We start from the raw sequence: 15,688 nt of genomic DNA on the forward strand, positions 1-15,688 counted from the left end.
CGGCCGGCGGAAGTCATCGGTGGCGGCGCGGGGCTCCGACCGTGAGGCTCCAACCGTCGGTCGGGGTTCAGCCGTCGGGGTTCAGCCGTCGGGGTTCAGCCGTCCACGGGGATCTCCCAGACCCCGCGGTTGCGGGTGCCGGCGCGCAGCAGGCGCGCGTCCGGGTGCAGGACGATGTCGCCGACGAGCGCGTTCGGCAGCCGGTCGGCAAAGGGCTCCCAGGTGGCGCCGCCGTCGGTGGAACGGTAGACGCCCAGGTCCGCGGCGACCCACAGCCGGTCGCGGTCGAGGGGGTCCACCTCCACCGCGTTGAGCGGCAGCGGCGGCAGCCCGGCGGAGCGGTCGGCCCAGGTGGCGCCGCCGTCGGCGGAGTGCCAGATGCGGCCGCCGCCGATGGTGCTGTGCGTGACCCAGATCCGGGCGGTGTCGGCCGGGTCGGCATGGATGTCGCTGATCCAGGCGTCGGCCCGGGGCGTCGTCAGCGCGGCGAGCGGGCTCCAGGCGGCGCCCTGCCAGCGGGTGCGGTACAGCCGGCCCCGGATGGTGCCGACCAGGACCTCGCCGGCGTGCGGGATGCACATGGCGCTGCCCACGCCGGGGTCGGGGAACGGCAGCCGCTTCCAGCTTCCGGCGTCGTCCCGGGAGACGTACAGGGCCCCGCCGCCGAAGGCGACGGTCCGCCCGGCGGTGGCACTGGTCTCCAGGGGCGGATAGAACAGCGAGCGCTCGCCGGACGGCACCGGCGGGGACACCCCGGTCCACGTGCCGAAGTCGCCGCGGCTGCCGGAGCGTTCCAGGTTCATCTCGTAGAAGGTGTGGAAGACCGTGCTCGGGTCGTCGCGGTTGACCGCGCAGTCCCCGCCGTCGCCGTCCTGGACGTGGGTCCAGGACGGGGAGCCCGTCCAGCGGTTGGTGCCGTTGTCCTGGGTGCCGCCGAGCAGCCAGGTCTCGGAGGTGTGGTCCTGCGCCAGGTATTCGAACTCGGTGACGGCCAGGCCGTGGTTGAGGTCCTCCCAGTGCCCGCCCCGGTCGGGGCTGCGGAACAGGCCGCCGTCGTTGCCCACGTACACCACTGCGGGGGCGCCCGGTTCGAAGGCGATGACGTGCTGGTCGGGGTGGATGGAGTCGCCGCCGGTCTCCCTGGTGGAGATGGACTGCCAGCTCCACGAGGTCCCCGCGCGGTCGCCGCGGTAGACGTCGACGGCGCCGAGGTAGACCTGGTCCGCGCGGTCGGGGGCGATGCCGAGGAACCAGTCGTACCAGGCCTGTGCGGTGCTCAGGCCGGGAGGCACGGGCACCCTCGCCCAGCCGGCGTCGCCGGTCCTGCGCCACAGCCGGGCCACCTCGTCGGCGTCTGCCGCCCAGGCGTACGCGACGCCGGGGTCGGACGGGGCGATCGCCACGGCGAACCGGGTGTACGGGAAGGTGCCCGGAGTGGGCAGGGTGACGGGGTGCCAGACGGCCCCGCCGTCGTCCGAGCGGAACATTCCGTCCGAACAGGCCGCCAAGGCCTCGCCGTTCGCGGACGCCACGACCGACCAGGCGACGGAGGACCGGCGCCGGGTCCAGCTCGCGCCGCCGTCGGCCGAGCCGTAGAGGCCGTCGGTGGTCCCGGCGAGGACGGTGCCCCGGCGGGTGGGGTCGAAGGCCAGGTCGTAGAAGCCCTGGCCGGTGAACGGGTCGGTGCACAGCGGCGCCCAGGTGGTGCCCCCGTCGGTGGAGCGGATGACTCCGGTGCCCAGGCGGGCCCAGAAGTTGCCCTCCCCCGTGCCCGCGAGCACGGTGCCCGAGGAGGCCGGGTCGAAGGCGAGGGCGCCGGTGGTGAGCGTGGCCGCGTCGTCCGTGCGGGGCGCCCAGGAGGCGCCGCGGTCGATGCTCTCCCAGATCCCGCCTCCCGCGGACCCGGCCAGCAGGTGCGCGGCGTTCGCGGGGTCGACGGCGAGCGCGGAGATCCGGCCGGAGACGTTGACCCGGCTCAGGCCGTACGTCTGCCCGTTCGGCACTGTCCAGGGGCCGAGGGAGCGCCAGACCGGGCCGGGCGCGCGGGGCTCCTCGGCGAGCCGTTCAGCCGTCTCCCGGTACACGACGGCGAGGGATTCCGCGTCCGCGGTGCCTGCCCGGGTGCGCTCGGCGGCCTCCTGTGGCGACGGCGCCCCGGCCCCCGCCTCGCGGCCGTCCTCCCCGGCCGGCGGCCGAGGCGCCCGGTCCCGGGCCGGCGGCCGGGCCTCGGGCGGCCCCACCGCCTCGGTGATCAGCTCCTGCTGCCGGCTCTCCGCCAGTCCGGGCACGGCCCTCTCGACCGCGCGGGCGGCCTCCTCGCCCCGGCCCGTGCGTTCGAGTTCCTGGAGCAGCCGGGCCAGCGCCTTGCCGCCGGGAGGGCGGAGGCGGCGCCCACCGGTGCCGCGCTCGGCGCCGGGTCCACGGTCGTCGGAAGCGGTCGGATCCTGCATCGCTGCACCTCTTTCGGCGCGGACGGGCGCGGACACACGGGCCGTCTTCCGGCCCGGCGCCCCCGGATCGGAGGCCCCCGGCGATCCGCACCCCTCGGTTCCATGACCCTGAGGTCCACGCGGGCGGTCCCCGACGCCATCGGACCCCGACGCCATCCGACCCTGACGCCGTCGGCCCCGACGCTGTCGGACCCTGACCGGTCGGCTCGCGACCCCGGCGGTTCCTGACCCCGCGGTCCGCAACCCCTGAGATCCGCAACCCCTGAGGCCCGTGGCCGCGGCTGTCCGTGACCGGCCGTTCGTGACCCCGGCGGTCCCTGACCTGCCCCGCGGTCCGTGAGCCGGGCCGTTCGTGAGGCGGGTGCGTGGCCCTCGGCCGGTCCGGCGCCGGCCCGGCCGGTGCGCGGTGCATGTCGGCACCCGGTTCGGCGGCGCGGTGCTCAGCGGCTTGCGGGGTCCTGCGAGGGGGGTGGTGACGGGTCCGGCCGGGCCCGGTCCGGGTCCCGGGCGGTTGCCCCGTCCCGGACCCGGACCGCGTCCCGGTTTTCGCCCCGGTCCCGGTCCCCGCCGTCCGCGGGCGCTTCGGCGGGCCCTTCGGGCTCCGCCGCCGGCTCCCGGGCGGCGAGGAACTCCTCCAGCCGCCGAGCTGCCCGACCGCCTCTCCTGTGCGGTGCGGGACCGTCGGCCGGCTCGTGGGACCGTCCCTCGCTCACACCGCCAGGTTACGTCCGGGGCATGCCCCCCGCATGCGGGAACGCCGGCCCCGGTGGACGGGGCCGGCGTTCCGGCGGGGTGTGCGGGCGGCCCGGATCAGGCGATGCGGTCCAGGACGATCGGGTTGGCGGTGAACGCCGTGCCCGTCGCGGCGATGTCGTACGAGCCCTCCAGCGAGGCCAGGGCGTAGTCGAACTTCTCCGGGGTGTCCGTGTGCAGCGTCATCAGCGGCTGCCCGGCCACGACCTGGTCGCCCGGCTTCGCGTGCAGCTCGATGCCGGCACCGGCCTGCACCGGGTCCTCCTTGCGGGCGCGGCCGGCGCCCAGGCGCCAGGCGCCGACGCCCACCCCGTACGCGTCCAGGCGGGTCAGCACCCCAGACTCGGGCGCGGTGACCACGTGCTGCTCGCGGGCGACCGGCAGGGTCGCGTCCGGGTCGCCGCCCTGCGCCTGGATCATGCGGCGCCAGACGTCCATCGCGGAGCCGTCGGCCAGGGCCTTGGCCGGGTCGGCGTCCTTGATGCCGGCGGCCTCCAGCATCTCCTTCGCCAGGGCGATGGTCAGCTCGACCACGTCGGCCGGGCCGCCGCCGGCCAGGACCTCGACGGACTCGCGGACCTCCAGCGCGTTGCCGGCGGTCAGGCCGAGCGGGGTGGACATGTCGGTGAGCAGGGCGATGGTCTTCACGCCGCTGTCGGTGCCGAGCGCCACCATGGTGGAGGCGAGCTCGCGGGCGTCCTCGATGTTCTTCATGAAGGCGCCGGAGCCGACCTTCACGTCGAGGACGAGGGAGCCGGTGCCCTCCGCGATCTTCTTGGACATGATGGAGGAGGCGATCAGCGGGATGGCCTCGACGGTGCCGGTCACGTCGCGCAGCGCGTACAGCTTCTTGTCGGCGGGGGCGAGGCCGTCGCCGGCCGCGCAGATGACCGCGCCGGTGGTGTCGAGGACGTGGAGCATCTCCTCGTTGGAGAGCAGCGCGCGCCAGCCGGGGATGGACTCCAGCTTGTCCAGGGTGCCGCCGGTGTGGCCGAGGCCGCGGCCGGACAGCTGCGGCACGGCCGCGCCGCAGGCGGCGACGAGCGGGGCGAGCGGGAGGGTGATCTTGTCGCCGACGCCGCCGGTGGAGTGCTTGTCGGCGGTCGGGCGGGAGAGGGAGTCGAAGTTCATCCGCTCGCCGGAGGCGATCATGGCGGCGGTCCAGCGGGCGATCTCGGACCGGTTCATGCCGTTGAGCAGGATGGCCATGGCCAGCGCCGACATCTGCTCGTCGGCGACGATGCCGCGGGTGTACGCGTCGATGACCCAGTCGATCTGCTCGGGGCTCAGCTCGCCGCGGTCACGCTTCGTACGGATGACGGAGATGACGTCCATGTGGTGCTTCCTTCTACGCGCATAGAGGGTGGTGCGGAGGCGGAGTTCCGCGGAAGTGCGGAAGTGCGACGGCCCCTCGCCTCGTGGGCGAAGGGCCGTCGGCACGGTTATCTCAGGTGGTCCGGCCCGAAGGCCTGCGGCAGCATCTCCGCCAGCGGAAGGATCCCCTTCGGGGTCTCCACCAGCAGTTCCGGTCCGCCGAATTCGTACAGCAGCTGGCGGCAGCGTCCGCACGGGACGAGGACGTCGCCCTTGCCGTCGACGCAGGTGAAGTGCGTCAGGCGGCCGCCGCCCGTGGCCTGGAGCGAGGACACGAGGCCGCACTCGGCGCACAGGCCGAGCCCGTAGCTCGCGTTCTCGACGTTGCAGCCGGTCACGACCCGCCCGTCGTCCACGAGGGCCGCGACTCCGACCGGGAAGCCCGAGTAGGGGGCGTAGGCCCGGGACATCGCGTCCCGGGCGGCCTCCCGCAGGGCCTCCCAGTCGGGGGTGGGCGACGTCGTCACTTTCCTTGCCCCTTGCGGTACGGCATGCCGTCCGCCTTCGGCATCCGCAGGCGCTGCGCCGAGAGGGCGAGCACGAGCAGCGTCGTGACGTACGGGGCGGCCTCGACGAACTGGCTCGGGACGGCGTCGACCAGCGCGTACCAGACGAACAGGCCGGCGGCGCAGGCGGCGGCGATCGCGGCCTGGACGTGCTTCTTCTTGTACAGCTGCCAGACGACGACGGCCACGAGCAGGATCGCCAGGAGCAGCAGCAGCGCGTGGACGTTCTCGGCGCCACCGCGCAGCTTGAGGCTGTAGGTGAAGCCGAACAGGCCCGAGCCGAGGGCCATGCCGCCCGGCATCCAGTTGCCGAAGATCATGGCGGCGAGGCCGATGTAGCCGCGGCCGCCGGTCTGGCCCTCCTGGTAGATGCCGGTGGAGACGATCGCGAGGAACGCGCCGCCCAGGCCGGCCATCGCACCGGAGACGACCACGGCGATGTACTTGTACTTGTACACGTTGACGCCGAGGGACTCCGCGGCGATCGGGTTCTCACCGCAGGAGCGCAGCCGCAGGCCGAAGGAGGTGCGCCACAGCACCCACCAGGTGGCCGGGATCAGCAGGATCGCGACGACCGTCAGCAGCGACAGGTCGGTGACCAGGCCGCCGAGGACACCGGCGAGGTCCGAGACCAGGAACCAGTGCTTGGCCTGGAGCTCGGCCAGCCAGTCCGACAAACCGGGGACGGTGATCTCGGTGATCGGCTCGATGCGCGGGGACTGCTTGGAGGAGCCGCCGGGGACCTTGTCGAAGGTGAAGTTCGACAGGTACTGGGTGAAACCGACGGCCAGGATGTTCACGGCCACACCGGAGACGATGTGGTTGACGTTGAACGTGACGGTGATGATCGCGTGCAGCAGGCCGCCGAGGGCGCCGCCGACGAGTCCCATGAGGACGCCGGTCCACGGCCCCCACTGGTAGCCGGCCCAGGCGCCGAACCAGGTGCCGAGGATCATCATGCCTTCGAGGCCGATGTTGACCACACCGGCGCGCTCGGCCCACAGGCCGCCGAGACCCGCCATGGCGATCGGCACGGCGAGCTGGAGCGCGCCGGAGACCTGGCCGACGGAGGTCAGGTCGTTGGCGCCCGAGATCGTCCGGACCAGCGAGATCAGGACGAGGCCGCCCGCGATGATCAGCAGGATCCAGGGCAGGGTGAGCTTGCGGCGGCCAGTGCCCTTGGGCGCAGCGCTCGTCGCGGTAGCCGTGCTGGTGCTCACGCCGCGACCTCCTTCTTGTCGGTCTTGATGGCGTGGCCGGCGGCCAGCTCCGCGCCGACCTTCTGCTGCTGGCGGCGGATGCCGTAGCGGCGGACGATCTCGTAGCTGACGACGACCGCGATCACGATCATGCCCTGCATGATCGTGCCGATCTCCTGGGCGTAGCCGCCGCTGTCGAGACCGAAGGAGGTCTGCTTGATGAAGGCGAGCAGCAAGGCCGAGAAGAGGATGCCGACCGGGCTGTTGCGGCCCAGCAGGGCGACGGTGATGCCGGTGAAGCCGATGCCCAGCGGGAAGGACAGGTTGTACGTGTGCGACTCGCCGAGCAGCAGCGGCATACCGGTGAGGCCGGCGACCGCGCCCGAGATGAGCATCGCAGTCATGATCATCTTCTTGGCGTCCACACCGGAGGCCTGCGCGGCGGACTCGCTGGCGCCGGTGGCGCGCAGGTCGAAGCCGAAGCGGGTGCGGTTGAGTACGAACCAGTAGACGATGCCGAGCGCGAAGGCCACGAAGGTGAAGCCGTAGATGTCGCCGCCGGGCAGGGACAGGGCCGGGAACCAGCTGGACTCCGGGATGTCACCGGTGGTCAGGTCGTTCGAGCCCGCCGGCTGGACACCGAGGTTCTTCGGCAGGATCAGCCAGGCGATCAGGGAAGTGGCGATGGCGTTGAGCATGATCGTGGAGACGACCTCGCTCACGCCGCGCTTGGCCTTGAGGATGCCCGCGATGCCGGACCAGGCCGCACCGGTGAGCATGGCCACGACCACAATCATCAGGATGTGCAGCGGACCGGGCAGCGTGACCGCGGCACCGACGACGGCCGAGACCATCGCGGCGAGGCGGTACTGGCCGTCCACACCGATGTTGAAGAGGTTCATCCTGAAACCGATGGCCACGGCCAGGGCTGCCAGGTAGTAGATGCCGGCCTGGTTGACGATCAGGACCTGGATGTCCTCGTAGCCTCCCTGCTCGACCATGATGCGCAGCGGCTCGATCGGGTTCACACCCGTGGCGGCCAGCACGATCATGGTCAGCGCGAAGGCGCTGACCAAGGCGAGCGCCGGGCCGGCGGCCGCGATCAGCAGCCTGTCCTTGTCGAATTTCTTCATCGGGCCTCGTCCTCCGTCGTGTCACCGTCGGCAGCGGCGGAGTGGTTGTCGGTGGCTTCCAGGTGGCCGCGCGCGGCACCCGTCATGGCGGTGCCGAGCTCCTCCGGCGTGATGGTCGCCGGGTCGGCGTCCGCGACCAGGCGGCCGCGGTAGATGACGCGCAGGGTGTCGGACAGGCCGATCAGCTCGTCGAGGTCGGCGGAGATCAGGAGTACGGCCAGGCCCTCGCGGCGGGCCTCGCGGATGGCGTCCCAGATCTGCGCCTGCGCACCGACGTCCACGCCGCGGGTGGGGTGGGCGGCGATGAGGAACTTCGGGTTGTGGCTCATCTCGCGGCCGACGATCAGCTTCTGCTGGTTGCCGCCGGAGAGCGAGGCCGCGGTCACGTCGATGCCCGGGGTGCGGACGTCGTACTCGCGCACGATCCGCTCGGTGTCCTTGCGGGCGGCCTTCGGGTCGAGGATGCCGCGCTTGGAGTTGGGCGCCTCGGTGACGTGGCCGAGGATGCGGTTCTCCCACAGCGGGGATTCCAGCAGCAGGCCGTGGCGGTGGCGGTCCTCGGGGATGTAGCCGATGCCGTCTTCGCGGCGCTTGCGGACCGGGTGCTTGGTGATGTCCACGCCGTCGAGGGTGATCACGCCCGAGTCCGGGGCGGCCAGGCCCATGAGGGCCTCGATCAGCTCGGTCTGGCCGTTGCCCTCGACGCCGGCGATGCCGAGGACCTCGCCCTTGTGGATCGTGAAGTCGATGTCGTCCAGCAGCAGGCGGCCGACGGGGACGTGCTCGTGCACGTTCTCCGTGTCCTCGTTGCGGTCCTGGGCGGCGGCCGCCAGCGGCGCTGTCACGCCCCCGGCCTCGGCCAGGGTCAGGCCCTTGACCTGGAGCATCGGGATGTCGGTGACGGTCGACTCGCGGGTCTCCGGGGTGGGCAGCTCGCTGCCGACCATCAGCTCGGCGAGCTGCTTGGTCGTCGCGGTCTTCGGGTCGGCGGTGCCGACGGTGGTGCCACGGCGGATGACGGTGATGTCGTCGGCGACCTTCAGCACCTCGCCCAGCTTGTGCGAGATGAAGATGACGGTCAGGCCCTCGGCCTTGAGCTCGCGCAGGTTGTCGAAGAGCGCGTCCACCTCCTGCGGCACGAGCACGGCGGTCGGCTCGTCGAGGATGAGGGTGCGGGCCCCGCGGTAGAGGACCTTGAGGATCTCCACGCGCTGCCGGTCGGCGACACCGAGGTCCTCGACCAGGGCGTCCGGCCGGACACCGAGGCCGTACGCGTCCGAGATCTCCAGGATCTTCTTGCGGGCCTTGGCCCCGATGCCGTACAGCTTCTCGCCGCCGAGGACGACGTTCTCCAGGACGGTGAGGTTGTCGGCGAGCATGAAGTGCTGGTGGACCATGCCGATGCCGCGGGCGATGGCGTCACCCGGGCTGTTGAAGGAGACCTGCTCCCCGTCGATGGCGATGGTGCCCTCGTCCGGCTTCTGCATGCCGTAGAGGATCTTCATCAGGGTCGACTTGCCGGCACCGTTCTCACCGATCAGGGCGTGGACCGTGCCCTTGCGGACGGTGATGGCGATGTCCTTGTTGGCGACGACGCCGGGGAAACGCTTGGTGATGCCGTGCAGTTCTACGGCAGGGGGGCTGGACGCGTTGATGACGCACTCTCCTTGGCGCGAAAGGAGCTGGAAAGAGCCGCTGGGCGGGGGGACAGGGCGGGGAGAGAAGGTATCGCGTCCACGATGCCTCTACGCGCGTAGCACTGTCGAAAGTGAAAACTTGCGGCCAAGTGGCCACAAGGAATCACGGAATGCGGTTCGGGGTCCGGGAAGCGGCAGAGACCGCTTCCCGGACCCCCGAGACCTTACTTCACGTCAGGTGACGGCCTTACGGCGCGGTCTTGACGGTGATCTTCTTGGCGATGATGTCGGCCTTGGCCTTCTCGACGGCGGCGATGACATCGGCCATGTTCTTGTACTCCGGGTTGGACGGAGCCAGGCCCACACCGTTGGCGTCGAGGCCGTAGCGGACCTCACCGGACTGCGGCTTGCCGTCCTGGACCGACTTGATCAGGTTGTAGACGGCACCGGACACGTCCTTGGTGACCGAGGTCAGGATCTTGTCCTTGTACTTCGCCAGACCGGCCTGGTTGTACTGGTCCGAGTCGACACCGATGGCCCACTTGCCGGCGGTGGCGGTGGCCTCGATCGCACCGGAGCCGGCGAGGCCCGCGGCGGAGTAGACCACGTCGGCGCCACCGTCCAGCTGACCCTTGGCGGCGGCCTTGCCCAGGTCGGGCTTGGCGAAACCGGAGAAGTCCGGCGGCTGGCTCAGGTAGGTCGACAGCACCTTGGCGTTCGGGTTGGTGTCCTTGACGCCCTGGGTGAAGCCCGCCTCGAACTTCTTGATCAGCGGAACCTCGACACCGCCGATGAAGCCGACCGTGCCGGACTTGGAGGCCTTGGCGGCGGCGACGCCGGCCAGGTAGGAGCCCTGCTCCTCGTTGAAGACCAGGTTCGCGATGTTCTTGTCGGTCACCGACGTGTCGTCGATGAGGCCGAAGGTCGTGTTCGGGAACTTCGCCGCGACCTTCTTGATCGCCGGCGCGTACGCGAAGCCGACGCCGATGACCGGGTTGTTGCCCTTGCGGGCCAGCTCGGTGAGGCGCTGGACCTTGTCGGCCTCGCTCTCGCCCTCGGTGGGCTCCGCCTCGGCGCCCTTGATCTTCAGGTCCTTCTCGGCCTTCTCCAGACCCGCGTACGCGGCGTCGTTGAAGGACTGGTCGCCACGGCCGCCGATGTCGTAGGCGATGGCTGCGGACTTCTCCGCCGAGTCGGTGGACGACGCGGTGTCGGAGGACTTCTTTCCGCCACAGGCGGTGGCCGAGAGGGCCAGCGCCGCGGACGCGAGGCCCACGGTGGCGATCCTGGTGATCCGGCGCAAGGGGAGGCTCCTTCAAAACCTGACCGAAAGCGCCTACTGACCGGCGCTGGTTTTCGCGGCGATCGTAACGCGCGTAGATGTCAGTTAAGGGCCCGTTCATGAGTCGTTATCGGATCGTCGCGAACCGGACAGTGACCGATCAGTGACGCACCCTGCGTCCAGCCCTTGGGCCGCAAGGGCTGGACAGGTGTGCCGGACGTCGCTCAGATGAGGTAAAAACTTCCTAGGTGATCGGCCTTGCGCGGTGCCCGTCGATCAGTGCGGCGGCCGTGAAGAACTCGACGCCGACCCCGATCGCGGCCTCGTCCACATCGAAGTCGCCGCGGTGGAGATCCTTCTTGACGCTGGCGCCCGGCGGGTGCACGCCCAGGCGGGCCATCGCCCCGGGCACGTACTCCAGGTACCAGGAGAAGTCCTCCCCGCCCAGGCTCTGCTCGGTGTCCTCGACCGACTCCGCGCCCCGCCGGGCGGTCATCGACTCGCGCATCAGCTCCGTGATCATCGGGTCGTTGACGACCGGGGGCACCCCGCGCACATAGGTGATCTCCGACTTGGCCCGGTGCACCCCCGCGATCTCGTCGATCGCCGCGTGGATCTGGTCGGGCGCCTCGTGCCAGGCCTTGATGTCCAGGCAGCGGATGGTCCCGGACAGCTCCGCCTGCATCGGGATCACGTTGCAGGCGTGCCCGGACTCGATCCGGCCCCAGGTGATCGACATCCCCGAGCGGGCGTCCATGCGGCGGGCGACCACCGCGGGCAGGTCGGTGGCGACCCGGGCGGCGGCCGTCACCAGGTCGGTGGTGAGGTGCGGCCGGGCGGTGTGCCCGCCCGGGCCCTCCAGGGTGATCTCCAGGCGGTCGCAGGCGGAGGTGATCGGCCCGGCCCGCAGGCCGATCTTCCCCACGTCGACCCGGGGGTCGCAGTGCACCGCGAGGATCTTGCCCACGCCGTCGAGGACCCCGGACGCGATGGCGTCGGTCGCACCGCCCGGCAGCACTTCCTCGGCGGGCTGGAAGAGCAGCCGTACGGGCCGGGGCAGCAGGCCCTGCCGGTCGAGCTCGGCGAGCACCAGCCCGGCGCCGAGGACGACCGCCGTGTGCACGTCGTGGCCGCAGGCGTGCGCCCGGTCGGGGAAGGTCGAGCGGTACGCGACGTGCGTCTTGGCATCGGGAATGGGCAGGGCGTCGATGTCCGCGCGCAGCGCCAGCATCGGGCGGCCGCCGTCCCAGGTGCCCACGTCGCAGATCAGCCCGGTCCCGGACTTCAGTACGCGTGGCCGCAGGCCGGCTTTCTCCAGTCGGGCCTTGATGGCCGCCGTGGTGCGGAACTCCTGGTGTCCTAGCTCCGGGTGCATGTGCAAGTCCCGGCGGAAGGCGATCAGTTCGGCACGCAGGTGGTCCGGAAGAGTGCCGGGCAGCTCGGGCTGGGCGGGCGTGCCGGGCAGGACGGGCTGGGACTCGCGGGACATCAACTGGTTCACCCGTTGAAGGGTAGGCGCACGAATGGACCAACTGGATGGAGATCAGGAAAAGTTCATGCCGTCAGGGGAAAAAAACCAGACCTCTGGACGCATGACCGTATGCAACCGGGGGTAAACTCGCGCGCTCAACCGGCCGCCGGGACCGTACGAGCGTGGATTCTGCGCACATCACGGGCGGTCCCGGTGGCGCCCGCGAGGAGGCTCTGGGCCCGCGGCGGCGCGGAGCCGGCCAGCCGGGCCGGGTCGACCGCGCATACGGCAACGGTCGCCCCCGGTGCCGGTCGGCACGTACGGCAGCGTGTGGACGACCGTGGACGGGAAGCTGACGACCGTTCGGCCGATCGGTCCGCGGCGGGCCGCCGGCTATCCGGTGGCGAGCTTCGCGGCGAAGCCGAGGAAGAGGACCCCGGCGGCCGAGGTGGCCCCGGCCGAGAGCCGCCTGCGCCGGCGGAAGGCCGCGGCCAGGCGGGTGCCGCCGAATATCAGCAGCGTCAGGTAGAGGAAGCTGCCGAGCTGGAGCAGGGTGCCGAGCACGAGGAAAGAGAGCGCCGGGTAGGCGTACGCCGGGTCGACGAACTGCACGAAGAAGGAGATCAGGAACAGGATCGCCTTCGGGTTGAACACGCTGATCAGCACCGCCCGGCGGTACGGCCGCTCGCCCTCGCCCGCATCCGCCGCCCCCGCGGGGGCGGCCTCCGGATCGCCCTGCGGCGCCGTCCGGGACCGCCACAGCGACCGGGCGCCGCGCAGCATCCCGACGGCGAGCCAGGTCAGGTAGCCGGCGCCGAGCAGCTTGACGATGCCGAAGAGCACCGGGCTGGCCTGGAGCAGGGCTCCGGCCCCGGTGGCGGCGAGCGCCATGAGCACGGCGTCGCCCGTGAACACCCCGGCCGCGGCCTTGTACCCCGTACGCACTCCGCGCCGCGCGGCGACGGACAGGACGTACAGGGAGTTCGGCCCCGGCAGGAGGATGATCAGGACGAGTCCGACGAGGTAGGTCGGCAGATCGGTGACACCCAGCATGCGCAGGAGTGTCCCACGCAGTTGCTCCTGTCGCACTGGCGTTCCAACATGCGGTCACCAGCGGGTTCCGGGCGGCTCGTAGGCCCCCCACACCTCGCGGAGGGCGGTGCACACCTCGCCCACCGTGGCCCGGGCGCGCAGGGCCTCCTTCATCGGATAGAGGACGTTCGCCGTACCCTGAGCCGCCTCGCGCAGGGCGGCCAGCGCCGCCGCGACCGCCGCCCCGTCCCGCTCGGCGCGCAGCCCGGCGAGCGCCTCGCGCTGGCGGACCTCGATGGCCGGGTCGACGCGCAGCGGCTCGTACGGCTCCTCCTGCGCCAGCGCGAAGCGGTTCACGCCGACCACCACCCGCTCGCCGCTGTCGGTCTCCTGCGCGATGCGGTACGCATTGCGCTCGATCTCCGCCTTCTGGAAGCCGGCCTCGATCGCGGCCACCGCCCCGCCGAGGTCCTCGACGCGGCGCATCAGGCCCAGCGCCGCCGCCTCCACCTCGTCGGTCATCCGCTCCACCGCGTAGCTGCCGGCGAACGGGTCGACGGTGTGCGGTACGTCCGTCTCGTGGGCCAGCACCTGCTGGGTGCGCAGGGCCAGCCGGGCCGCCTTCTCCGTCGGCAGGGCGATGGCTTCGTCGAAGGAGTTCGTGTGCAGCGACTGGGTGCCGCCGAGCACAGCCGCCAGGGCCTGCACCGCCACCCGCACCAGGTTCAGCTCGGGCTGCTGCGCCGTCAGCTGCACGCCCGCCGTCTGGGTGTGGAAGCGCAGCATCAGCGACTTGGGGTCCTTTGCCCCGAATTCCTCCCGCATGACACGGGCCCAGATCCGCCGCGCGGCGCGGAACTTCGCGACCTCCTCCAGGAGGGTCGTGCGGGCGACGAAGAAGAACGACAGGCGGGGGGCGAACTCGTCGACGGCCATGCCGGCGTCCAACGCGGTGCGCACGTAGGCGATCCCGTCGGCCAGCGTGAAGGCGATCTCCTGCACGGGCGAGGCCCCGGCCTCGGCCATGTGGTAGCCGGAGATGGAGATGGTGTTCCAGCGGGGGATCTCGGCCCGGCAGTACCGGAAGGTGTCGGCGGTCAGCCGCAGAGAGGGCCCGGGCGGGAAGATGTACGTCCCGCGGGCGATGTACTCCTTCAGTACGTCGTTCTGCACGGTGCCGGTCAGCTGTCCGCCCGCGATCCCCTGCTCCTCGGCGACCAGCTGATACAGCAGCAGCAACAGGGCGGCCGGGGCGTTGATCGTCATCGAGGTGGACACCCGGTCGAGTGGGATCCCGTCGAACAGGACCCGCATGTCGTCGATCGAGTCGACGGCGACGCCGACCTTGCCGACCTCGCCGTGGGCGAGGGGCGCGTCCGAGTCGTGGCCCATCTGGGTCGGCAGGTCGAACGCGACGGACAGGCCGGTGCCACCCCCGGCGATGAGCTGCCGGTAGCGGGCGTTGGATTCGGCCGCCGTCCCGAAGCCCGCGTACTGCCGCATCGTCCACGGCTTGCCGGTGTACATCGTGGGATGGATCCCCCGCGTGTACGGATACGCCCCCGGTTGACCCAGTTTGGTGAGCGGGTCCCACTCCGTCAGAACGTCCGGTCCGTAGACCGGTTCGATGGGGATGCCGCTCTCGGTGTTCGACATGTGACCAAGCCCTCCGTAGAGCAAAGGGACCCGGGGCTGATACAACCTTCCCCGCGACGGCTGCAGGCCGTCTCCCTGACGGCTGCTGGTCACAATGGCGCAACATCCCCGCACCCTGTGCAACTCTCCACGCCCGCCAGGCATCACCTAGTCACACGACGTAGAAACCGGGGGGACAGCACATGCACCGCCAGAGGAACATAGTCCGCACGCTCGGGGCGGCAGCCGCCGTCGCGCTCGCCGCGACCGCCTGCGGGCCCAAGTCGGAGCCGGCCGGCTCCGCCTCCCCGGTCGCCTCGGCCTCCGCGGCCGGTGCCTCCCCCGAGGCCTCGCCCTCGTCCGACGACAAGCAGGCCTCGCCCTCCGCGTCACCGTCGCAGTCCGCCTCCCCGTCGGCCTCCGCCTCGGCCTCGGCGTCCCCGGCGGTCAAGCCGATCATGGCGAACGGCGACGACAGCGACCAGGTGCGCGAGCTCCAGGCCCGCCTGAAGCAGCTCAAGTTCCTGTCGGCGAAGCCGACCGGCTTCTACGGGACGAAGACCACCACCGCGGTCAAGGCGTTCCAGTCGCGGCACGGCCTGCCCGCCACCGGCTCGGTCGATGCCGCCACCTGGAAGAAGCTGCAGGAGGCCAGCAAGAAGCCGACGAAGGACGAGCTGCGCCCGCCGGAGGTCAACGAGGCCGACGCGCCGGACCCGCGCTGCATGCAGGGCCGCGTGATGTGCATCAGCAAGGAGAGCCGCACCCTGGCCTGGATGATCGACGGCAAGGTCATCTCCACGATGGACGTGCGCTTCGGCTCGGAGAACACCCCGACCCGCGAGGGCGAGTTCAGCGTCGGCTGGAAGGCCAAGGACTGGACGTCGACGATCTACCACACCCCGATGCCGTACGCGATGTTCTTCAGCGGCGGCCAGGCGGTGCACTACTCGGCGGACTTCGCGGCGCGCGGCTACAACGGCGCCTCGCACGGGTGTGTGAACGTCCGCGAGAAGGGCAAGATCGCTGCGCTGTTCGACCAGGTGAAGGTCGGCGACAAGGTCGTCGTCTACTGGTGAGCCGCCGGGCTGCCTGACGGCCCGAGGACGGACCCGGGGGGGCCGGACTCGGGCCGTTTTTCTTTGCCCGGGTACGGCCGCCGTGTGCTCGAACAGCCCGGTGGGGGGCAGGGCCGGAGGGCCGGGAGGAAGGGGAA

The 15,688-nt window shown here is 71.4% G+C and carries 11 protein-coding genes and 1 pseudogene; 1 reads left to right on the forward strand and 11 read right to left on the reverse strand.

Going from position 1 to position 15,688, the window contains the following annotated elements:
• Positions 1 to 95 precede the first annotated feature (95 nt).
• From HYE82_RS14180 to HYE82_RS14225, 11 genes and pseudogenes are all read right to left on the reverse strand, one after another.
• Positions 96 to 2,450 (reverse strand): hypothetical protein, encoded by a 2,355-nt coding sequence (locus tag HYE82_RS14180; RefSeq protein ID WP_179174391.1) that lies wholly within the window; start codon positions 2,448 to 2,450, stop codon positions 96 to 98.
• An 810-nt stretch (positions 2,451 to 3,260) separates the two neighbouring features.
• The gene (locus tag HYE82_RS14185) at positions 3,261 to 4,538 is read right to left on the reverse strand and encodes a thymidine phosphorylase (RefSeq protein WP_179174392.1); all 1,278 of its coding nucleotides are present in this window, start codon (positions 4,536 to 4,538) and stop codon (positions 3,261 to 3,263) included.
• 107 nt (positions 4,539 to 4,645) lie between these two features.
• Positions 4,646 to 5,044 carry a cytidine deaminase gene (locus tag HYE82_RS14190; RefSeq protein WP_179174393.1) on the reverse strand — a complete coding sequence of 133 codons (399 nt, stop codon included), beginning with the start codon at positions 5,042 to 5,044 and terminating at the stop codon, positions 4,646 to 4,648.
• Positions 5,041 to 6,303, reverse strand: a complete 1,263-nt coding sequence (locus HYE82_RS38040) for an ABC transporter permease (protein WP_179174394.1) — start codon at positions 6,301 to 6,303, stop codon at positions 5,041 to 5,043. The genes HYE82_RS14190 and HYE82_RS38040 overlap by 4 nt, the downstream gene beginning before the upstream one ends.
• A complete protein-coding gene (locus tag HYE82_RS14200) occupies positions 6,300 to 7,415 on the reverse strand; it encodes an ABC transporter permease (RefSeq protein ID WP_179174395.1) in 1,116 nt (371 codons plus the stop codon). The genes HYE82_RS38040 and HYE82_RS14200 overlap by 4 nt, the downstream gene beginning before the upstream one ends.
• Positions 7,412 to 9,040, reverse strand: a complete 1,629-nt coding sequence (locus HYE82_RS14205) for an ABC transporter ATP-binding protein (protein WP_179174401.1) — start codon at positions 9,038 to 9,040, stop codon at positions 7,412 to 7,414. The genes HYE82_RS14200 and HYE82_RS14205 overlap by 4 nt, the downstream gene beginning before the upstream one ends.
• A gap of 259 nt (positions 9,041 to 9,299) precedes the next feature.
• The gene (locus HYE82_RS14210) at positions 9,300 to 10,355 is read right to left on the reverse strand and encodes a BMP family protein (RefSeq protein ID WP_179174396.1); all 1,056 of its coding nucleotides are present in this window, start codon (positions 10,353 to 10,355) and stop codon (positions 9,300 to 9,302) included.
• Positions 10,356 to 10,578: 223 nt separating this feature from the next.
• Positions 10,579 to 11,823 (reverse strand): amidohydrolase, encoded by a 1,245-nt coding sequence (locus HYE82_RS14215; RefSeq protein WP_179174402.1) that lies wholly within the window; start codon positions 11,821 to 11,823, stop codon positions 10,579 to 10,581.
• 137 nt (positions 11,824 to 11,960) lie between these two features.
• Positions 11,961 to 12,192 (reverse strand): annotated as a pseudogene (locus tag HYE82_RS38045) (hypothetical protein); the annotation flags it as partial.
• 6 nt (positions 12,193 to 12,198) lie between these two features.
• A complete protein-coding gene (leuE, locus tag HYE82_RS14220) occupies positions 12,199 to 12,858 on the reverse strand; it encodes a leucine efflux protein LeuE (RefSeq protein ID WP_179174397.1) in 660 nt (219 codons plus the stop codon).
• 54 nt (positions 12,859 to 12,912) lie between these two features.
• A complete protein-coding gene (locus tag HYE82_RS14225) occupies positions 12,913 to 14,493 on the reverse strand; it encodes a methylmalonyl-CoA mutase (protein WP_179174398.1) in 1,581 nt (526 codons plus the stop codon).
• A 182-nt stretch (positions 14,494 to 14,675) separates the two neighbouring features.
• On the opposite strand from HYE82_RS14225, the gene HYE82_RS14230 reads away from it, so the two are divergent.
• On the forward strand, positions 14,676 to 15,551 hold the full coding sequence (locus HYE82_RS14230; protein ID WP_179174399.1) for a L,D-transpeptidase family protein: 876 nt from the start codon (positions 14,676 to 14,678) through the stop codon (positions 15,549 to 15,551).
• The last annotated feature ends 137 nt before the right edge of the window (positions 15,552 to 15,688 follow it).

The organism is Streptomyces sp. BR123 (assembly GCF_013401435.1).
Classification (GTDB): domain Bacteria; phylum Actinomycetota; class Actinomycetes; order Streptomycetales; family Streptomycetaceae; genus Streptomyces.

Bases quoted from the DNA above. Each gene is read 5' to 3' on its own strand.
- HYE82_RS14180 (WP_179174391.1), bottom strand. From the start codon at position 2,450: ATGCAGGATCCGACCGCTTCCGACGACCGTGGACCCGGCGCCGAGCGC.
- HYE82_RS14185 (WP_179174392.1), bottom strand. From the start codon at position 4,538: ATGGACGTCATCTCCGTCATCCGTACGAAGCGTGACCGCGGCGAGCTG.
- HYE82_RS14200 (WP_179174395.1), bottom strand. From the start codon at position 7,415: ATGAAGAAATTCGACAAGGACAGGCTGCTGATCGCGGCCGCCGGCCCG.
- HYE82_RS14215 (WP_179174402.1), bottom strand. From the start codon at position 11,823: ATGTCCCGCGAGTCCCAGCCCGTCCTGCCCGGCACGCCCGCCCAGCCC.
- leuE (WP_179174397.1), bottom strand. From the start codon at position 12,858: ATGCTGGGTGTCACCGATCTGCCGACCTACCTCGTCGGACTCGTCCTG.
- HYE82_RS14225 (WP_179174398.1), bottom strand. From the start codon at position 14,493: ATGTCGAACACCGAGAGCGGCATCCCCATCGAACCGGTCTACGGACCG.
- HYE82_RS14230 (WP_179174399.1), top strand. From the start codon at position 14,676: ATGCACCGCCAGAGGAACATAGTCCGCACGCTCGGGGCGGCAGCCGCC.